The following is an 18,062-nucleotide window of genomic DNA, read 5'->3' as shown; positions in this document are numbered from 1 at the left end:
GACAGGGAAGGACTATGGCGAGTGCTGAGGTGGCTTCTACGGCCCAGGCGAAGTATCTGCTGATCGCAGATGACCTCGCCGCACAGATCCGGGCAGGCACGTTGGCGCCCGGCGATGCCGTGCCGAGTGAAGCGGACCTGATGGCCCGCTACGCCGCCGCTTCCGGCACCGTACGCAAGGCAGTCGCAGAGCTGCGTACGGCTCAACTGATCGAGACCCACCATGGGCGGGGATCGTTCGTCCGCTCCCGTCCGCCCGTACAGCGGAAGTCCTCTGACCGCTTCCGTCGGGCACACCGCAAGGCGGGGAAGGCTGCCTACCTGGCAGAGGCTGAGCAGTCCGGCGGCAAGCCTGGCGTGAACGTGCTCTTCATCGGCCCGGTAGATGCCCCGCCCGACATTGCGGAGAGGCTGGACGTACCGGCCGGAACGAAGGTGCTGGCACGTAAACGCCGGTACTTCCGCGACGGCACCCCCACCGAGGAAGCGACCTCGTACCTGCCGTGGGACGTGGTGAAGGACATCCCGGAGATGTTCGCCGAGAACCCCGGCGGCGGTGGGATCTACGCGCGCCTTGAGGAGAACGGCCATACCCTCGCGGAGTTCACAGAAACCGTGCGGGCGCGGCTGGCAACCAAGCCTGAGACCTCAGCGTTGGCCTTGAGTCCCGGTTCGCCGGTGTTTCATCTCGTACGGGATGCCATGACTCACGAAGGTCGCGTGGTCGAGGTCTGCGACACGGTCATGGCCGCTGACCAGTTCGTTCTCGACTACCGCTTCCCTGCGGGGGATTGATCCTCCATCAGGTCTGACAACCCGCCACAAGATTCTTTCTAGTGGCGGGTTGACTCATGTACAGGAGTCGGGCACTCTTCTAGCTATCACTCCTGTACATGAGTGCAGGAGGGTGTCACATCTAGAGGAGACCGATCGTGCGTCAGATCCCCGTAGACGTGAGCGCCGCCGCCGTGATGGTGGCGCAGCCTCCGCAGATCAAGATGAAGGACAAGAAGACTGGCTTGGTCGCAGTTGACACCGAGACCGGTCAGCCGCTCAAGACGGTGGACGTGATGTTCGTCGCGAACGGTGAGGCCGAGGTCATGACCGTGACGGTGGTCGAGTCGGGCATCACCGGTGAACTGGTCATGGGCACCGTGGTGGCGCTCACGGGTCTGGTGGCGCGCCCCTGGGAGAACGAGTTCAACGGCACGAAGCGGCACGGGATCGCCTTCCGCGCCGCTGCAATCACCGCGATCTCTGCGGCTACGTCGAACGCCAAGGGCTGATCGCCGTGCGGGGGACATTAGTTCTGGTCCTGCTGGCGCTCGTGGTTGCCGGGGTGATGTTGCTTCGGGTGAAGCGTCCGGCCTGGTACTGGATGGCCTTCGGTGCCCTGGTGGCGCTGGTCCGGATCGCGTTCACCTACAACTCGGTGATGGAGGCGTGCGGGCTGACCGTTCCGCCGTCCCGGATCCGGATGGTTCTGGCGCGCATGGCCCGCCGGGAAGTGCCTCCCAATCGGCCGCCGCGCTTGCTGCGGACCCGGGTCACCCGCACCGGTCTGGTGCTCCGGCTGGGGCTCCGTCCGGGACAGGACGCCTTCGATGTATCTGCCTCGACTGACCGGCTGCGGCACTCGTTCCGCATGTACGGCGTGACCTCCCGCGAGATCAAGGCCGGTGTGGTCGAGGTCCGGATGACGGGCTATGACGTGCTGCAGCAGGTCGTCATGCCAGCCAAGACGGATCGTGACCTGTTGCGGGTCCCGGTCGCTCTGGTGGATGACGGGTCGGTGCATTACCGGGACTTCCGGCAGGTCCCGCACTGCCTGGAGCTGGGCGCCACCTTGTCGGGGAAGTCGGTCTATCAGCGGAACCTGGCCACCGAGCTGAGCGCGCAACCGGTCGCCCTGGTCGGAATCGACTGCAAGCAAGGCGTCGAGCTGGGTCCGCTGGCCCGGCGCTTCTCCGCCCTGGCCGACAACCCCGACACCGGTGTCGCGCTCCTGGAAGCTCTGGTGGGGCGGATGGCTGAGACGTTCCAGCTCATCCGCCGTGAGCAGCGCATCAGCGCTGATATCCCGGATGCGGAGATCACCTCCGACATCTGGGGTCTGCCCGAACACCTGCGGCCGGTGCCGGTGGTGCTGTTCATCGACGAGGTAGCCGAGCTGCTGCTGATCTCCGCTACTTCGCAGAAGAAGCGCCGCGAGCGGATCATGACCGCCCTGGTCTCCCTGGTGCAGCTCGGACGGGCCGCCGGAATCTACGTAGAGGTGTGCGGGCAGCGCTTCGGCTCCGAACTCGGCGACGGAGTGACCATGCTCCGGGCCCAGTTGACCGGCCGCGTCTGCCACCGCGTCAACGATGAAGGCTCCGCCAAGATGGCCTTCGCCGACATCTCTGCCGAAGCGGTCCTGGCCGCAACGATGATCCCGGCCGAGCTGCCCGGCGTCGCGATCGTCGGAGACACGGCGGGTGGCTGGTCTCGCACCCGCGCCCCGCACACCACGCTTCGCCAGGCGGTCACCGCCTGCAACAACTTCGCGCACCTGACCCCGGACCTGCCGGAGCTGGCAGCCTTCCGGCCGGTGCTGCCCCCGTTGACCCCGGCTGGCCCGCCGTCGCTGATCAAGCTCCGGCCCCGCCCGGTCACCGAGTAACACCCCTCGCCCCACTGGTTGGCGTGACCTCCTCGCGCCAGGTCCCTACCCCCGCCATGCCCAATAGCGGAAGGAAGTGCCCGCCATGTCCGAACCCACCCCGGCCGAGATCTCCCAGTTCATCGCCGATCTTCGCGCCCTGCGTACCGGCCACGGCAATGAGGCCGAGTTGATGGACCGCAAGGCCGATCTGCTGGAGCGCATCGCCGCCACCCAGCCCGGTGACACCGAGACCGCTGACGTTGCCCGTGCCGCCCGTGCCCGCGCTGATGCCCTCAAGGGCCGGTGATCGCCGTGGCTGCCCGCAAAGCCGCTGCCAAGGCTGCACCGAAGTGCCACGTCTGCAAGGGGACCGGTGAGGTCGGTGTCGCGGTCAAGGTCGGCCGCAAACAGCGGATCACCGACGACCAACAGGTCGGGATGTGCCTGACCTGCTTCGGCTCCGGCCAAGCCTGACCCCTCAATCCCTGGTGCCGGGCGGCTGGACCCGCTCCCCGCCTGGCACCGGACTCCACCCCATGAAGGAGGTGAACGACCATGCGTCCCTCGATCCGTCCTGATGCGGTCCTCGTGCAAGCGGTGATTGCCGGTGCGTTGTCCTTCGCTCACCTGCACGACATCGCGGAAGCCGCCGGACAACACGGCTGGAAGGCCTGGGCCTACCCGATCAGCGTCGATCTCCTGCTGGTCGCGGCCTGGCGTCGCCTGCGGACCCTGCGGGCTACGGATGGCCCGGTGCGGTCGGCGTGGATCTGGTTCGCCGTTGCCCTGGTCGCTTCGCTTGGCGCCAACGTCGCCACTGCCGGACTGCTGGACTTGCATCAGGTGCCCGCGTGGCTGCGGATCCTCGTTGCCGGATGGCCCGCGCTGGCCTTCCTCGGCGGAACCTTCCTCGCCCACAATCCCGCACCCCCGGCCGAACCGCGGACCCCTGTGCCGGCCGAATGCGACCCCGACCCCGAACCGACCATCGACCGCGAACCCGTCCAAGAAGCCGTCACCGCTGCGGAATCTGCTCCCGCACTGCCCCCGGCGCCTGCACCGGTCGCGCCGCCGCTTCTGGCCCATGCCCGCAAGGTCGCTGCCGCCCATCTGACGGCCACCGGCACCCCGATCGACCTCGACACCCTGACCGCCCGCCTCGGCGTCCCCACGCCCCTCGCTGAGTCCATCGCAGCCCAACTCACCTGAAAGGACATCCGTTCATGGCCCGCAACGAGAACTTCCACTCCGTCTCCCACGTCGGCCCGGTCCAGATCGGCACCTACCGCGATCACCTCGGCCGCACCCGGCACGCCGCCGCTTGCACGAACGACGGGTGCGGCTGGTCCTCGGACTACTCCAACCGTGCCGCCGCATCGCTGGCCGCCCGTACCCACCGCTGCCGCGTCCGCTGACCCCGGAAAGGACCACTCCTCATGCCTGAGTCCGTGCCGTTCTGGTTCGCCATCGCCGTCGTCGGCTACCTCGGCTACAAGCTCGCCCGCCCGCCCCTGTGGCTCGTGATCGTCCTCCTCATCGCCGGGTTCCTCCTCGCCCACAGCGTCCTCGCCCCGGCCATCGAATCCGGCACCACCACCGGCGTCACCGTCGTCACCCCGACTACCCAGCCCTGATCCGGAAGGAAGTCCCGCCATGCTCCGACCGCAGATCCCGACCATGCCCACCGCCACCTTCACCACCCAGCAGCACACGGCCCTGGCACCGGTTGTCGCTCAGCACACGGCCTGCGCCTGCCAGCACCCTGCCACCGCACCCGCCCCGGTCCCGTCCCGCCCGGCGGTACGGCTCACCCCGACCGGTCTCGTCGCCGTCGTCGGTGGTGGCGTCGCCGCGGTCTTGGTCGTCGGCGCGGTCCTGGTCTCCCTGCTCCTGGCCGTCGCCGTCACCGGCGCCTCGATCGCGGTGTGCGCCGTGGTCCTGCGCTCCCTGCTCGCCGACCAGCGCAAGGGCCGGTGACCGCCATGGACCTGCAAGCCATCGTCCCCGTGTTACCCGCGCTCGGCTGGGCTGTGCACGGCGGCCTGCTCTCCCGCCGTCTGGCGTCTGCTCGCCGTGACCCGCTGACCGGCCTGCACACCCGCACCGGCTGGACCACCCGGGCACAGCGCCTCATCACCCGCTCACCGCACGCTCTGGCCGTCCTGATCGACCTGGACGACTTCAAGGCCGTCAACGACACGTACGGCCACAACGCCGGGGATGCCGTGCTGACTGCGACCGCCGCCCGGCTGACCGCATGGTGTGACCGGCACGGCATCGCTGTCCGCCTCGGAGGAGACGAGTTCGCCGCCCTCGTCACCGACCCGACCGCCACCCCGGGCCTTCCCGCTCTGCGATCCGCGCTGCACCGCCCCGTGCCCTACGCCGGGCGCCTGCTGCCGGTCTCCGCCTCGGTCGGCGCCTGCCACCTAGCCGACCTGCCCGTGCCCACCCTCACCAACGCCCTGTCGGCTGCTGATGCCGCGATGTACACGGCCAAAGGCCACGGCCGCCGCAATACCGAACGCTGACCAACCCTCCGGACGGCATCCACCTCCAAGTTTCCGCCGTCCGGAGGGCCCTGCCCCTCACCCGCCTCGAAAGACCAGCAAGGAGACCACCATCATGACCGCCCCTCACCGTTCCCCCGCCCGGGTCTGCCCGGACTGCGACGGATTCCCCTCCGTCGCCATCACCACCGGCACCCGCACCCCCAACGGCCAGCGCACCACCATCACCGTGAACTGCCACGCCTGCCGGGGCACCGGCACGGCACCCGCCCGGCGCCGCCTGCTCGTCCCGGCGGGGCGATGACCGCGGTAACCACCCTGGACCCGACCACCATGGGCGACCTGCTCATGGTGGCCGGGGATCCGGGTTTCCACCGCTGGCACCACCAAGTCACCCGCACCGGCGGCTGCTCCAACCCCATCCACCTACGCGGCTTCACGCGTACGAGTGACCGGGCCACCGGTCAGACCCTCCACACTTACTCCACCGCTGATGAGCCGGGCGGACGCCTTCGCCTGGCCTGCGGCAACCGTCGCGCCTCACGCTGCGAACCCTGCGCCACGGTCTACGCCGCCGACACCTACCACCTGATCCGCGCCGGATTGGCGGGTGACGAGTCCAAGGACGTGCCGGGCACTGTCCGCGATCACCCCCGGGTCTTCGCCACCTTCACCGCCCCGTCGTTCGGCCCGGTCCACAACCGGCCCGACTCCGGCCGCTGCCGCTGCGGCACCACCCACCAAGACGGTGACGACTTGCTCGGTACACCGCTCGATGCGGACACCTACGACTACGCGGGCGCCGTGCTGTTCAACAACCATGCGGGCGACCTGTGGATGAGGTTCACGACGCGTCTGCGCCGCGAGATCGCCGCCCGTGCCGGACTGACCCAACGGGAGCTGTCCGACGTAGCCCGGGTCTCCTACGGCAAGGTCGCCGAGTTCCAAAAGCGCGGCGCCGTCCACTTCCACGCCGTGATCCGCCTCGACGGACCCGAAGGGCAGGACGCGCCCCCGGCCTGGGCCACCACCGATCTCCTGACCGACTGCATCCGGGCTGCGGCCGCCCACCGGTACACCACCATCACCGTGCCGGCCGATTCGGAAGCCGGATACCCGAGCCCCTGGGTGCTGCGCTGGGGCGTCCAGCTCGACATCCGGCCCATCCGGGCATTCGGTGCCGGGAAGGACGTTAGCGAACAGGCCGTGGCCTCCTACGTCGCCAAGTACGCCACCAAGGCCGCTGAGACCACCGGCACCCTCGACCGACGTATCGGAGAGCTGCACGAGCTCGACCGGCACGGCGTGCCCGACCATGCCCAACGGCTCATCCGGGCCTGCTGGGACCTGGACGCGATCTACCCCGACCGGCGGCTGTGGGCCTGGGCGCACATGCTCGGCTTCCGGGGCCACTTCTCGTCCAAGTCCCTCCGCTACTCGACGACCCTCGGCGCCCTGCGCAAGGTCCGGGCCGATTACCGCGCCGCCGAGCAACGCGAAGCCCTCGGCCTACCCGACTACACCCGCGATCCAACCGTGCTCGTCATGGCCGACTGGCAGTACGCCGGCCAAGGCCACACCCCCGGGGAATCACGCCTCGCCGCCAGCGTCGCCCGGGACCTACGCATCAACCGCGAGACCGCCCGCGAAGCACTCGCCGGGCTCAGAGACACGGGGGAGTGGTGACCATGGACCGACTACTGAGCGTCGAAGAGGCTGCCGAAGCGCTCAACACCAAGCCGCGCTTTGTCCGGCGCCTGATCGAGGAGAGGCGGATCGAGTACATCAAGGTCGGTACCCACGTGCGGATTCGGGAGAGCGTGATCGCCGCCTACCTCCTGGAGAACACGGTCGCGCCTGTTGTCCGACGGTTGCGGGCGGTGGCCTGATGGCTGGCAGGAAGCGGACGTTCGGCCGGGTGCGCAAGCTGGCCTCCGGGCGCTATCAGGCGCGCTACCCGGGCCCGGATGGCATCGTCCGCCCAGCGCCGCACACGTTCCGTACCAAGCGTGAGGCGGATGACTGGCTGGCCGACAAGCAGACCGAGCTTCGGCGCGGGGATTGGACTGATCCTGAGGCGGGCAAGGTCGCGTTCGGCGGGTACGCGAAGACCTGGATCGCTCAGCGCGGGGTGAGTAAGGGCACGGCCGAGCTGTACGCGACGCTGCTGCGGGTCCACCTGGAGCCTGCCCTCGGCGCTCTGTCCGTCGCCAACATCACGGCGGCCGATGTCCGGGCCTGGCGCACGGCCAAGCTCGACGCAGGTACCGGAGCGTCCACGATGGCCAAGAGCTATGCGCTCTTACGGGCGATTCTGGGTACCGCTGTGGATGACCAGCTCATCCGCCGGAACCCGTGCCGGATCAAGGGCGCCAGTACCGCGCCGACGCCGGAGCGGCCGACTGCCACCGTGGCGGAGGTGTACGCCATCGCCGACGCGATGCAGCCCCGGTATCGGGCGTTCGTGTTGCTCGCGGCGTTCTCCGGGCTGCGTTTCGGTGAGCTGGTCGGGCTGCGCCGCCGTGATCTCGACATGGAGGGCGGCACGCTCCGGGTCCGCCGGTCCGTCGCCGAGCTGCGCAACGGGAAGCGGCTGATCAAGGAGCCCAAGAGCGCGGCGGGCAAGCGCACGGTGGCCATCCCCAAGGTCATCAGGGCCGAGCTGACCGCGCATCTCCAGGTCTATGCGGAGCCGGGAGCGGATGGCCGGGTCTTCATCGGATCGAGGAAGGCCGTGCCGCGCCGGAACCACTTCGGCAAGCTCTGGCGGAAGGCGTGCGATACGGCCGGAATCAAGGGCTTGCACTTCCATGACCTGCGGCATACCGGGAACACCTTGGCCGCCGCGACCGGGGCCAGCACCAAGGAACTCATGACGAGGATGGGTCACAGCACCGCCCGTGCGGCGTTGATCTACCAGCACGCCAGCGCTGAGCGGGAACGGCTGATCGGTGATGCGGTGAGCGACTTCGTGGAGCGGGCACGAAACCAAGATCGCGGACCGGACGGGCACGCCGGGGGCACACGGGACTGAACGAAGATCGGCAACGACAACGGCCCAGGTGAGGGGATTATCCCTCTGACCTGGGCCGTAGCCACGTGGAGCGGGCGACGGGAATCGAACCCGCGTAGCTAGTTTGGAAGACTAGGGCTCTACCATTGAGCTACGCCCGCAGCGCCACAGATTCTGGCACACCGCATCGTAGCGGCTCGCACACCCCCGCCGCACACCGGTAAATCCGGGTGTGCGACCCGGCCGGGATTCAGTTGAAGTCGCGACGGAATATTGGCCGCCCGCGTGTACCAGGGCATGTACTCTACGTCTCGCACCAGCGGGGTGTGGCGCAGCTTGGTAGCGCGTCCGCTTTGGGAGCGGAAGGCCGTCGGTTCGAATCCGGCCACCCCGACCAGATGACTTTGCCGAGCGGGACGGGCGTGCCCGTCGTACCGGTACTATGCAATGGCGCCTGTATACGGGGCGACGTAGGGGCGCAGTCCCCGAGTAGTACGTCTCGTCGGCCGCCGGTTCCGCTCACATGGTGGGAACCGGGTGTTGGCGCGATTCTCTAAAGCCCCTGATGTCAGCCCCAAGGAGACCCAACCGTGAAGAGCGCCGTCGAGACTCTGAACCCGACCCGGGTTCGACTCACTGTCGAGGTGCCCTTCGAGGAGCTCAAGCCCAGCCTCGACGCGGCCTACAAGAAGATCAACCAGCAGGTCACGGTGCCGGGCTTCCGTAAGGGCAAGATCCCCGCGCGCGTCATCGACCAGCGGTTCGGTCGCGGCTCGGTCCTCGAAGAGGCCATCAACGACGCACTCCCGAAGTTCTACACGGAGGCTGTCAGCGAGGGCGAGCTGAACGTTCTCGGCCAGCCCGACGTCGACATCACCGAGTTCAACGACGGCCAGGACCTCAAGTTCACCGCCGAGGTCGACATCCGTCCGGCGATCGAGATCCCGGACTACTCCGGCATCGAGGTCACCGTCGACGCCCTTGAGGTGTCGGACGAGGACATCGACAAGTCGCTGGAGCAGCTCCGCGAGCGCTTCGCCTCGACCTCCCCGGTCGAGCGCGCCGCCGCCGAGGGCGATGTCGTGGTCCTGGACCTCGAAGCGTCCGTGGACGGCGAGGTCCTCGAGGACGGCGTCGCCAAGGGCGTCAGCTACACCATCGGCTCCGGCCAGCTGCTCGAGGGCATCGACGAGGCCGTCATCGGTCTCGAGGCCGGCGGCACCGCCACCTTCGACTCCGAGCTCAAGGGCGGCTCCGCCGCCGGCAAGACCTCGTCGGTCAAGGTGGACGTGACGTCCGTCCAGGCCCGTGAGCTGCCCGAGCTGGACGACGACTTCGCCCAGCTGGCGAGCGAGTTCGACACCCTCGAGGAGCTGCGCGCGGACAGCGTCAAGCGCCTCGAGAACATGAAGCGTTACGACCAGGCCACCCAGGCCCAGGAGAAGGTGCTCGACGCCCTCCTGGAGCTGGTCGAGGTCCCGATGCCGGAGAAGCTGCTGGCGGACGAGATCCAGACCCGCAAGCACAACCTGGAGCACCACCAGTTCCCGGCCATGGGCCTGGACTGGGACAGCTACCTGGAGCGCGAGGGCAAGACCGCCGAGGAGCACGACGCGGAGCTCGGCGCGCAGGCCACCAAGGGCATCAAGACCCAGTTCATCCTGGATGAGCTGGTCTCCAAGGAGCAGCTGTCGGTCAACCAGGAGGAGCTCACCGAGCACCTCATGCGCCGCGCCGCCTCCTCGGGCATGAGCCCGGACCAGTTCGCCCAGGCCGTCGTCGAAGGCGGCCAGGTGCCGATGCTCGTCGGCGAGGTCGCCCGCGGCAAGGCGCTCGCCGTGGTCGTCGAGGCCGCCAAGGTCACCGACACCAACGGTGAGACGGTCGACCTGGACGACGAGGTCGAGGACGAGGGTGCTGTGACGGTGGAGGCCGGCTCCGACGAGGAGACCGCCACCGAGGTCGAGGACGCCGTCGAGGCGACCTCCGACAAGGCCTGACCTGTTCGCACGACGGGCCCCGACGCGAAGCCGCGTTCGGGCCCGTTTTGCTTACCCGGGCGCCGAGCCTGCGCTCACAGCGAACAGTTTCGCGTAGGGGATTGCTGGGCCCCACCTGCGCGTTAGGGTCCAAGTAGGGATGCTGGGGGACTGACCCCCGAGCCGCCCGAGAACACCCGAAGACGCGAAGACGCGAAGACGAAGACGCTGAGACGGCCCCGGGCCGTCCGACAACGAGCAGGTGGATACGTGACGACTCCGATGCCTTCCGCCGCCGGCGAGCCGACCATCGGTGGACTCGGCGACCAGGTCTACAACCGACTGCTCAACGAGCGGATCATCTTCCTCGGCCAGGCGGTCGACGACGATATCGCCAACAAGATCACCGCGCAGCTGCTCCTTCTCGCCGCTGACCCGGACAAGGACATTTACCTCTACATCAACTCGCCCGGCGGCTCCGTGACGGCCGGCATGGCGATCTACGACACGATGCAGTTCATCAAGAACGACGTCGTGACGATCGCCATGGGCCTCGCCGCCTCGATGGGCCAGTTCCTGCTCACCGCGGGCACGCCCGGCAAGCGCTTCGCGCTGCCGAACACCCGGATCCTGATGCACCAGCCCTCCGCGGGTCTGGGTGGCTCCGCCACCGACATCAAGATCCAGGCCGAGCAGCTGCTGCACACCAAGCGGCGGATGGCCGAGCTCATCGCGCAGCACAGCGGCCAGAGCGTCGAGCAGATCACCAAGGACTCCGACCGCGACCGCTGGTTCTCGGCCGAGGAGGCCACCGCCTACGGCCTGCTGGACGGGGTCATGCTCACCGCCTCCGGCGTTCCGGGCGGTGGCGGCACCGGGGCTGTCTGAGCACCTCAGGCCCCCTCCGCCGAACCCGCCCAGCCCACTGCTCATCACCAGGACGGTGAAAGTGAACTCCCTGAATTTCCCCGGTAGCGGCCTCTACGAGCGCACGATGGCCGAGGCGCCAGGTGTGCTCGGCGCCGAGGCCCGCTACATCATTCCGCGCTTCGTCGAGCGCACCTCGCAGGGCGTGCGCGAGTACGACCCGTACGCGAAGCTCTTCGAGGAGCGCGTGATCTTCCTCGGTGTGCAGATCGACGACGCCTCGGCCAACGACGTCATGGCGCAGCTGCTGTGCCTGGAGTCGATGGACCCGGACCGCGACATCTCCGTCTACATCAACTCGCCCGGTGGCTCGTTCACGGCCCTCACGGCCATCTACGACACCATGCAGTTCGTGAAGCCGGACATCCAGACGGTCTGCATGGGCCAGGCGGCCTCCGCCGCGGCCGTGCTGCTCGCGGCCGGCAGCCCCGGCAAGCGGATGGCGCTGCCGAACGCGCGGATCCTGATCCACCAGCCGTACAGCGAGACCGGCCGGGGTCAGGTCTCCGACCTGGAGATCGCGGCCAACGAGATCATCCGGATGCGCGCGCAGCTGGAGGAGATGCTCTCCAAGCACTCCACCACGCCGATCGAGCAGATCCGCGAGGACATCGAGCGCGACAAGATCCTGACCGCCGAGGAAGCCCTCGCGTACGGTCTGGTCGACCAGATCGTCTCCACCCGTAAGACCTCCGCGTCGGTCTGACGGAGGGATCGCGGTACCCCCATGGGGGTACCGCAGTGCGGAAGCGTTACCGCCCTCCTTGGACTGAGTAGGTCCAAGGGGGGCCCGCACGGGGGGCGCGGCAAGGTACCGTCGATGAGAGAAGCACCAGGTTCCGTTGGACTAGGCGGATCCCAGGCGAAGGGGAAACACCTCGTGGCACGCATCGGTGACGGCGGCGACCTGCTCAAGTGCTCGTTCTGCGGCAAGAGCCAGAAGCAGGTGAAGAAGCTCATCGCAGGGCCTGGTGTGTACATCTGCGATGAGTGCATCGATCTCTGCAACGAGATCATCGAGGAGGAGCTGGCCGAGTCCTCCGAAGTGCGGTGGGAGGATCTGCCCAAGCCTCGGGAGATCTACGAGTTCCTGGAGAGCTACGTCGTCGGCCAGGAGCCGGCGAAGAAGGCTCTCTCGGTCGCGGTCTACAACCATTACAAGCGGGTGCAGGCCGGTGAGAACAACGGCCGGGGCCACGACGACGCGATCGAGCTCGCCAAGTCCAACATCCTGCTCCTCGGCCCCACCGGCTCCGGCAAGACGCTGCTCGCGCAGACCCTCGCCCGGATGCTGAACGTGCCGTTCGCCATCGCCGACGCCACCGCGCTCACCGAGGCGGGCTATGTCGGCGAGGACGTCGAGAACATCCTGCTCAAGCTGATCCAGGCGGCCGACTACGACGTCAAGAAGGCCGAGACCGGGATCATCTACATCGACGAGATCGACAAGGTCGCTCGCAAGAGTGAAAATCCTTCGATCACGCGGGATGTGTCCGGTGAGGGCGTTCAGCAGGCGCTGCTGAAGATCCTGGAAGGCACGACGGCCTCGGTGCCGCCGCAGGGCGGGCGCAAGCACCCGCACCAGGAGTTCATCCAGATCGACACCACGAATGTGCTGTTCATCGTGGGTGGTGCCTTCGCGGGCCTGGAGAAGATCATCGAATCGCGGGCCGGCGCCAAGGGCATCGGCTTCGGCGCGACGATCCGCTCCAAGCGCGAGATCCAGGCCGCGAACCAGTTCCAGGAGATCATGCCGGAGGACCTGGTGAAGTTCGGGATGATTCCCGAGTTCATCGGCCGGCTGCCGGTCATCACCTCCGTCCACAACCTGGACCGTGAGGCGCTGCTGCAGATCCTCGTGGAGCCGAAGAACGCCCTGGTGAAGCAGTACCAGAAGCTCTTCGAACTCGACGGTGTGGAGCTGGAGTTCGAGCACAGCGCGCTGGAAGCCATCGCCGACCAGGCGATCCTCCGCCAGACCGGCGCGCGCGGGTTGCGCGCCATCATGGAGGAGGTGCTGATGTCCGTGATGTACGAGGTGCCGTCCCGCAAGGACGTCGCCCGCGTCGTCATCACCGACGAGGTCGTGCACTCCAACGTCAACCCGACCCTGGTGCCGCGCGAGCCGCGCATCATCGGCAAGGGCGAGCAGAAGAGCGCATAGCGCTCACCGGCTGACATCGAAGGGGGCGCCCGGCAACTGCCGGGCGCCCCCTTCGCTTTGTACGGCTACCGCACGGGTGCGGCTACTTCTTGACGCGGATCTCGCTGCGGATCTTGGCCGTGGTGTTCGCCCACTCGGAGGCGGAGGGCGGCGTGGACGTACCGCTGAGGTCGATGTTGATGTACATCGAGATCATCACGGTGCTGTCGTCGCCCCAGACGCAGTAGGGCATGGACGAGCCGCCGCCGGCGCACTTCATCACGGCGCCGTCGAATCCGGCGGGGTGCTGCTCGGTGGCCTCGGCGCCGCTCTTGCTGAGACCGCTCGAAAGGATCTTGTCGACCGCGGCCTTGGGGTCCGTGACATTGCCCTCGCCGCCGGAGAGGGAGACCGTCTCCTTGTCCGACTTGTACGTGCCCCGCACGCTGGTCGGGTCGGTGATGCCGGCGTCCGACTTGCCCGTCTCGGGGGTGCCGATGTTCTCCGACGACTTGGTGTACTTGCCGTCGGCGATCTTCTCCGGGAAGGCGATCTTGTAGCCGCCGCCACTGCCGCTGGAACCGCCGCTGGTGGCGAAGTAGATGCCCCCGCCGATGGCGGCGAGCACCACGACACCGATGACCACGCCGACGGTCTTGCTCCTGCCCTGGGGCGGCTGCGGCGGGTAACCCGGCTGCTGGCCGGGCTGCTGGCCGTTCCAGCCCTGCTGCGGCTGCTGGGGCTGCTGCGGGTAACCCTGCTGCTGCGGCCAGCCCTGCTGGGGCTGCTGCGGCTGCTGGGGGTAGCCGCCGTATCCGGGCTGGGGCTGCGGCTGGCCGTAGGGCTGCTGAGGCGGCTGCTGCGGCTGGCCGTAACCCGGCGGCGGCTGGTTGTAGCTCATGTGTGGGTGATTCCCCTCGTGGAACGTACGTCTTGCTTCGTGTGACCGTGACCGCGTACCGCTAGGTGGTCACGGCCTGCTGCGTCGGTCTACTTGATCTCGACGCGGGCGTCCTTGCGCACCTTCGCTGTGGTGGCCGCGGTGTCGCTGATGCTGGGGCCGCTGCCGGTGAGGGCGGCGATCGGGTCGACGACCATGACCATGGCCACGGTGCTGCGGTCGGACCAGATGCACAGCGGCACATCCGCGCTCTTCACCGGTGAGGTGCTGGTGGTGGGCGCCTTGAACCTGACGATCTGGCACTTCATGACGGCGCCGCCGTCGAGCCCGTCCGGCGTGACCTTCTCCGGGGTCCCGACGAGCTCGGCGTCACCCTCCTTGGTGATGTCCTTCGTGCCGCTGACGAAGAGCGCGTCTACCTCCCGCCCGGGATCGGCGACCGTGCCCCACACGCCCCTGAACAGCATCTTCTTCTTGGTGCTGTTCTCGTAACTGCCGCCCGCCGGCTCCGGGTTGACGACTCCGGGCACGTCCTTCATCTCGGTCTTGCTGTCGTCGTCCAGCGGGTCCTTGAGCTGGAAGTCACCGGCGACGGTCTGCGGAGCGGTCAGCTTGTACTTCTTGCCGTCGTCGCTTCCGCTGCCCTTGTTGCCGCCGGTGGTGCCGCTGCTGCTGCTGACCGTGCCCTTGTCCGCGTCCCCGCCATGGAAGAGCGCGAAGGCGCCCCCACCGATCGCGGCGACGACGACCACGGCGGCGATGACGATCCACACCGTGTTCTTCTTGCCGGGCGGCGGCTGCGGCGGATAGCCGCCGAAGCCCTGCTGCGGCTGCTGTCCGTACGGGCCGGTCTGCGGGGGGACCTGCGCCGGGTAGCCGTACCCGGGCTGCTGAGGCTGCTGTCCGTAGCCGCCCTGCTGGGGCTGGCCGTATCCGCCGGGCTGCTGCGGCTGCTGCCCGTAGGGGTTCGGCTGCCCGCCGTAGCCGGGATCGGGCGGCGGTTGGTTGTAGCTCATGTGACTCGTCCCCTCCGTAAACGACCGTGCACCCATCCTTCCGGATGTCTTACCCGCCGCTTACGCCGGGCCCGCTACGGCTTCGTAACGAGCGGTGCGGGGCGCCCGTAGAATGACGGGGTGACCGACAACTCTCAGCGCAGCCCCCATGGCGGGCCGAACAGCACCCCCGAACTGCCGACCGCGTACGTGCCGGCCGAGGTAGAGGGGAAGCTGTACGAGCGCTGGGTGGAGCGTGGGTACTTCGAGGCCGACGCCAAGAGCGACAAGCCGCCCTACACGATCGTCATCCCGCCGCCGAACGTCACGGGCAGCCTGCACCTGGGGCACGCCTTCGAGCACACGATCATCGACTCGCTGACCCGCCGCAAGCGCATGCAGGGGTACGAGACGCTGTGGCAGCCCGGCATGGACCACGCCGGCATCGCCACCCAGAACGTCGTCGAGCGCGAGCTGGCCAAGGAGGGCAAGTCCCGCCACGACCTGGGCCGCGAGGCGTTCGTCGAGAAGGTCTGGCAGTGGAAGGAAGAGTCCGGCGGCCAGATCTCCGGCCAGATGCGCCGCCTCGGCGACGGCGTCGACTGGTCGCGTGAGCGCTTCACCATGGACGAAGGCCTCTCGCAGTCCGTCCAGACCATCTTCAAGAAGCTCTACGACGACGAGCTGATCTACCGCGCCGAGCGCATCATCAACTGGTGCCCGCGCTGTCTGACCGCCATCTCGGACATCGAGGTGGAGTACCAGGACGACGACGGCGAGCTCGTCTCGATCCGCTACGGCGAGGGCGACAACGCCATCGTCGTCGCCACCACCCGCGCCGAGACGATGCTCGGTGACACCGCCGTCGCCGTCCACCCGGACGACGAGCGCTACGCGCACCTGGTCGGCACCGAGATCGAACTGCCGCTCACCGGGCGCCGGATCCCGATCGTCGCGGACGAGCACGTGGACCCGGAGTTCGGCACCGGCGCCGTCAAGGTGACCCCGGCGCACGACCCGAACGACTTCGAGATCGGCCGCCGGCACGACCTGCCGAACCTCAGCGTCATGAACGAGCGGGCGATCATCACCGTCCCGGGCCCCTTCGAGGGCCTGGACCGGCTCGAAGCCCGCAGCGCCATCGTCGCGGCCCTGCGCGCCGAGGGCCGGATCGTCGCCGAGAAGCGCCCGTACTCGCACTCGGTGGGGCACTGCTCGCGCTGCAAGACGACCATCGAGCCGCGGCTGTCGCTGCAGTGGTGGGTCAAGGTCGGCCCGCTGGCCCAGGCCGCCGGTGACGCGGTCCGCGACGGCCGGGTGAAGATCCACCCCAAGGAGATGGAGTCCCGCTACTTCAGCTGGGTCGACAACCTCCACGACTGGTGCATCTCGCGCCAGCTCTGGTGGGGCCACCGCATCCCGGTCTGGTACGGCCCGGCCGGCGAGGTCGTCTGCGTCGGCCCCGACGAACTGCCCCCCACCGGTGAGGGCTGGACGCAGGACACCGACGTGCTCGACACGTGGTTCTCGTCGGGCCTGTGGCCGTTCTCCACGCTGGGCTGGCCCGAACAGACCGAGTCGCTGGAGAAGTTCTATCCCAACTCGGTGCTGGTCACCGGCTACGACATCCTCTTCTTCTGGGTCGCCCGGATGATGATGTTCGGCCTGTACGCGATGGACGGCACCCCGCCGTTCCACACCATCGCCCTGCACGGCATGGTCCGCGACCAGTTCGGCAAGAAGATGTCGAAGTCCTTCGGCAACGCGGTCAACCCGCTGGAATGGATGGACAAGTACGGCTCCGACGCCGTCCGCTTCACCCTGGCCCGCGGCGCCAACCCCGGTGTGGACGTGCCGATCGGCGAGGACTGGGTCCAGGCCTCCGGCAAGTTCACCAACAAGATCTGGAACGCGACCCGCTTCGCGCTCATGAACGGCGCGACGGTCGAGGGTGAACTCCCGCCCGTCGAGGAGATGTCGGCCACCGACCGCTGGGTGCTGTCCCGGCTCAACGCGGTCGTCGCCGAAGTGGACGCGCTCTACGAGGACTACCAGTTCTCCAAGCTCTCCGAGGCGCTCTACCACTTCGCGTGGGACGAGGTCTTCGACTGGTACGTCGAGCTGTCGAAGACCACCTTCTTCGCGGGCGGCCGCGGCGCCGAGGTCTCCGGCCGGGTGCTCGGCGAGGTGCTGGACGTGCTGCTGCGGCTGCTGCACCCGGTGGTCCCGTTCGTCACCGAGACGCTGTGGACCACGCTCACCGGCGCCGAGTCGGTCGTCGTCGCCGACTGGCCGAAGGACAGCGGCTTCCGGGACGCGGCGGCCGAGAAGGAGATCGCCGGCGTTCAGCAGGTGGTCACCGAGGTCCGCAGGTTCCGCGCCGACCAGGGCCTGCAGCCCGGCCAGAAGGTCCCCGCGCAGCTCACGCTGCCGGGCGCGCTGGCGGCCCACGAGGCGCCGATCCGGCAGCTGCTGCGCCTGCAGCCGGCCGGTGCCGGCTTCAGCGCCACCGCGACCCTCCCGGTCGCCGGCGGCACCGTCGCGATGGACCTGTCCGGCACGATCGACGTCGAGGCCGAGCGCAAGCGGCTGACCAAGGACATCGGGCTGGCCGAGAAGGAGAAGGCGCAGGCGCTGGGCAAGCTCGGCAACGAGGCGTTCCTCGCCAAGGCGCCCGAGCACGTCGTGGACAAGCTCCGCACCCGGCTGGCGACGGCCGAGGCGGACATCGCCCGCATCACCGCCCAGCTGGACGGCCTGCCGCAGGGCTGACCCGCGGCACCACCCGGACCTCGGGACGCGGGGGCCGGCCCGTTCGCCACGGGCCGGCCCCCGCGTCCGTCGCGTTCTCCGGGGCGCGCGCGGTGCGCCGCCCGCTCACCCGGGCATGTGGACCCGCACCGGCTCCGTAGACTGGGCGGCGTGAGCGAGCACCCCCAGAACGACGACGC

Annotated in this window: 21 protein-coding genes and 2 tRNA genes; 20 read left to right on the top strand and 3 right to left on the bottom strand. The window is 68.5% G+C overall.

The genetic code is table 11. The features are described from left to right. The first annotated feature begins 14 nt into the window (after positions 1 to 14). From C8250_RS17270 to C8250_RS17205, 14 genes are all read left to right on the top strand, one after another. Positions 15 to 794 (top strand): GntR family transcriptional regulator, encoded by a 780-nt coding sequence (locus tag C8250_RS17270; protein WP_138357774.1) that lies wholly within the window; start codon positions 15 to 17, stop codon positions 792 to 794. Positions 795 to 931: 137 nt separating this feature from the next. Further along, positions 932 to 1,285 carry a hypothetical protein gene (locus tag C8250_RS17265; RefSeq protein WP_138357773.1) on the top strand — a complete coding sequence of 118 codons (354 nt, stop codon included), beginning with the start codon at positions 932 to 934 and terminating at the stop codon, positions 1,283 to 1,285. A gap of 56 nt (positions 1,286 to 1,341) precedes the next feature. After that, a complete protein-coding gene (locus C8250_RS17260) occupies positions 1,342 to 2,661 on the top strand; it encodes an FtsK/SpoIIIE domain-containing protein (RefSeq protein WP_138357778.1) in 1,320 nt (439 codons plus the stop codon). Between the two features lie 85 nt (positions 2,662 to 2,746). Beyond that, positions 2,747 to 2,950 (top strand): hypothetical protein, encoded by a 204-nt coding sequence (locus C8250_RS17255; protein WP_138357772.1) that lies wholly within the window; start codon positions 2,747 to 2,749, stop codon positions 2,948 to 2,950. Positions 2,951 to 2,955: 5 nt separating this feature from the next. Next, positions 2,956 to 3,117 carry a hypothetical protein gene (locus C8250_RS17250; protein WP_187145375.1) on the top strand — a complete coding sequence of 54 codons (162 nt, stop codon included), beginning with the start codon at positions 2,956 to 2,958 and terminating at the stop codon, positions 3,115 to 3,117. Positions 3,118 to 3,198: 81 nt separating this feature from the next. Next, the gene (locus tag C8250_RS17245; RefSeq protein WP_138357771.1) at positions 3,199 to 3,852 is read left to right on the top strand and encodes a DUF2637 domain-containing protein; all 654 of its coding nucleotides are present in this window, start codon (positions 3,199 to 3,201) and stop codon (positions 3,850 to 3,852) included. Between the two features lie 14 nt (positions 3,853 to 3,866). Next, complete coding sequence (locus C8250_RS17240) at positions 3,867 to 4,058, top strand: mobile element transfer protein (RefSeq protein ID WP_138357770.1); 192 nt, start codon at positions 3,867 to 3,869, stop codon at positions 4,056 to 4,058. A 21-nt stretch (positions 4,059 to 4,079) separates the two neighbouring features. Next, the gene (locus C8250_RS17235; protein ID WP_138357769.1) at positions 4,080 to 4,277 is read left to right on the top strand and encodes a hypothetical protein; all 198 of its coding nucleotides are present in this window, start codon (positions 4,080 to 4,082) and stop codon (positions 4,275 to 4,277) included. A 19-nt stretch (positions 4,278 to 4,296) separates the two neighbouring features. Then, positions 4,297 to 4,620: a SpdD-like protein gene (locus C8250_RS17230; protein ID WP_138357768.1), complete on the top strand. Its 324-nt coding sequence runs from the start codon at positions 4,297 to 4,299 to the stop codon at positions 4,618 to 4,620. A 5-nt stretch (positions 4,621 to 4,625) separates the two neighbouring features. Beyond that, positions 4,626 to 5,174, top strand: a complete 549-nt coding sequence (locus tag C8250_RS17225) for a GGDEF domain-containing protein (protein ID WP_138357767.1) — start codon at positions 4,626 to 4,628, stop codon at positions 5,172 to 5,174. A gap of 94 nt (positions 5,175 to 5,268) precedes the next feature. Beyond that, positions 5,269 to 5,457 (top strand): hypothetical protein, encoded by a 189-nt coding sequence (locus C8250_RS17220; RefSeq protein WP_138357766.1) that lies wholly within the window; start codon positions 5,269 to 5,271, stop codon positions 5,455 to 5,457. Continuing rightward, positions 5,454 to 6,839 carry a replication initiator protein RepSA gene (gene repSA / locus C8250_RS17215; RefSeq protein WP_138357765.1) on the top strand — a complete coding sequence of 462 codons (1,386 nt, stop codon included), beginning with the start codon at positions 5,454 to 5,456 and terminating at the stop codon, positions 6,837 to 6,839. Before C8250_RS17220 ends, repSA begins: the two co-directional genes overlap by 4 nt. Next, the gene (locus C8250_RS17210) at positions 6,833 to 7,042 is read left to right on the top strand and encodes a helix-turn-helix domain-containing protein (protein WP_138357764.1); all 210 of its coding nucleotides are present in this window, start codon (positions 6,833 to 6,835) and stop codon (positions 7,040 to 7,042) included. Before repSA ends, C8250_RS17210 begins: the two co-directional genes overlap by 7 nt. Further along, entirely contained in the window at positions 7,042 to 8,187 is a 1,146-nt protein-coding gene (locus C8250_RS17205) for a site-specific integrase (protein ID WP_138357763.1), read from the top strand. Before C8250_RS17210 ends, C8250_RS17205 begins: the two co-directional genes overlap by 1 nt. A 66-nt stretch (positions 8,188 to 8,253) precedes the next feature. On the opposite strand, the gene C8250_RS17200 is transcribed toward C8250_RS17205, so the two are convergent. Further along, positions 8,254 to 8,327: transfer RNA gene (locus C8250_RS17200), tRNA-Gly, on the bottom strand. A gap of 159 nt (positions 8,328 to 8,486) precedes the next feature. Here C8250_RS17200 and C8250_RS17195 point away from each other — a divergent pair. The 5 genes from C8250_RS17195 (at position 8,487) to clpX (ending at position 13,236) form a co-directional block, all read left to right on the top strand. Continuing rightward, positions 8,487 to 8,563: transfer RNA gene (locus C8250_RS17195), tRNA-Pro, on the top strand. Positions 8,564 to 8,756: 193 nt separating this feature from the next. Continuing rightward, entirely contained in the window at positions 8,757 to 10,166 is a 1,410-nt protein-coding gene (gene tig / locus C8250_RS17190; RefSeq protein ID WP_138357762.1) for a trigger factor, read from the top strand. A gap of 261 nt (positions 10,167 to 10,427) precedes the next feature. Continuing rightward, positions 10,428 to 11,033 (top strand): ATP-dependent Clp protease proteolytic subunit, encoded by a 606-nt coding sequence (locus tag C8250_RS17185; protein WP_164295743.1) that lies wholly within the window; start codon positions 10,428 to 10,430, stop codon positions 11,031 to 11,033. A 106-nt stretch (positions 11,034 to 11,139) separates the two neighbouring features. Next, positions 11,140 to 11,778 (top strand): ATP-dependent Clp protease proteolytic subunit, encoded by a 639-nt coding sequence (locus C8250_RS17180; RefSeq protein ID WP_138357777.1) that lies wholly within the window; start codon positions 11,140 to 11,142, stop codon positions 11,776 to 11,778. Between the two features lie 174 nt (positions 11,779 to 11,952). Continuing rightward, on the top strand, positions 11,953 to 13,236 hold the full coding sequence (clpX, locus tag C8250_RS17175; protein WP_138357760.1) for an ATP-dependent Clp protease ATP-binding subunit ClpX: 1,284 nt from the start codon (positions 11,953 to 11,955) through the stop codon (positions 13,234 to 13,236). A gap of 82 nt (positions 13,237 to 13,318) precedes the next feature. On the opposite strand, the gene C8250_RS17170 is transcribed toward clpX, so the two are convergent. Together C8250_RS17170 and C8250_RS17165 are read right to left on the bottom strand one after the other, a co-directional pair. Further along, positions 13,319 to 14,116 (bottom strand): hypothetical protein, encoded by a 798-nt coding sequence (locus C8250_RS17170; protein WP_138357759.1) that lies wholly within the window; start codon positions 14,114 to 14,116, stop codon positions 13,319 to 13,321. An 89-nt stretch (positions 14,117 to 14,205) separates the two neighbouring features. Then, on the bottom strand, positions 14,206 to 15,132 hold the full coding sequence (locus C8250_RS17165) for a hypothetical protein (RefSeq protein ID WP_138357758.1): 927 nt from the start codon (positions 15,130 to 15,132) through the stop codon (positions 14,206 to 14,208). Between the two features lie 120 nt (positions 15,133 to 15,252). On the opposite strand from C8250_RS17165, the gene C8250_RS17160 reads away from it, so the two are divergent. Then, positions 15,253 to 17,883, top strand: coding sequence for a valine--tRNA ligase (locus tag C8250_RS17160; RefSeq protein ID WP_138357757.1), 2,631 nt, complete (start codon positions 15,253 to 15,255; stop codon positions 17,881 to 17,883). The last annotated feature ends 179 nt before the right edge of the window (positions 17,884 to 18,062 follow it).

Origin of the sequence: Streptomyces sp. So13.3, assembly GCF_005860785.2 — a bacterium.
Classification (GTDB): Bacteria; Actinomycetota; Actinomycetes; order Streptomycetales; family Streptomycetaceae; genus Actinacidiphila; species Actinacidiphila fildesensis.
This window is presented reverse-complemented; position numbering and strand designations above follow the sequence as displayed.

Coding starts and splice junctions, on each gene's coding strand:
- C8250_RS17270 (WP_138357774.1), top strand. CDS start 15: ATGGCGAGTGCTGAGGTGGCTTCTACGGCCCAGGCGAAGTATCTGCTG.
- C8250_RS17260 (WP_138357778.1), top strand. CDS start 1,342: ATGTTGCTTCGGGTGAAGCGTCCGGCCTGGTACTGGATGGCCTTCGGT.
- C8250_RS17255 (WP_138357772.1), top strand. CDS start 2,747: ATGTCCGAACCCACCCCGGCCGAGATCTCCCAGTTCATCGCCGATCTT.
- C8250_RS17245 (WP_138357771.1), top strand. CDS start 3,199: ATGCGTCCCTCGATCCGTCCTGATGCGGTCCTCGTGCAAGCGGTGATT.
- C8250_RS17240 (WP_138357770.1), top strand. CDS start 3,867: ATGGCCCGCAACGAGAACTTCCACTCCGTCTCCCACGTCGGCCCGGTC.
- C8250_RS17235 (WP_138357769.1), top strand. CDS start 4,080: ATGCCTGAGTCCGTGCCGTTCTGGTTCGCCATCGCCGTCGTCGGCTAC.
- C8250_RS17230 (WP_138357768.1), top strand. CDS start 4,297: ATGCTCCGACCGCAGATCCCGACCATGCCCACCGCCACCTTCACCACC.
- C8250_RS17225 (WP_138357767.1), top strand. CDS start 4,626: ATGGACCTGCAAGCCATCGTCCCCGTGTTACCCGCGCTCGGCTGGGCT.
- C8250_RS17220 (WP_138357766.1), top strand. CDS start 5,269: ATGACCGCCCCTCACCGTTCCCCCGCCCGGGTCTGCCCGGACTGCGAC.
- repSA (WP_138357765.1), top strand. CDS start 5,454: ATGACCGCGGTAACCACCCTGGACCCGACCACCATGGGCGACCTGCTC.
- C8250_RS17205 (WP_138357763.1), top strand. CDS start 7,042: ATGGCTGGCAGGAAGCGGACGTTCGGCCGGGTGCGCAAGCTGGCCTCC.
- C8250_RS17185 (WP_164295743.1), top strand. CDS start 10,428: ATGCCTTCCGCCGCCGGCGAGCCGACCATCGGTGGACTCGGCGACCAG.
- C8250_RS17180 (WP_138357777.1), top strand. CDS start 11,140: ATGGCCGAGGCGCCAGGTGTGCTCGGCGCCGAGGCCCGCTACATCATT.
- C8250_RS17170 (WP_138357759.1), bottom strand. CDS start 14,116: ATGAGCTACAACCAGCCGCCGCCGGGTTACGGCCAGCCGCAGCAGCCG.
- C8250_RS17165 (WP_138357758.1), bottom strand. CDS start 15,132: ATGAGCTACAACCAACCGCCGCCCGATCCCGGCTACGGCGGGCAGCCG.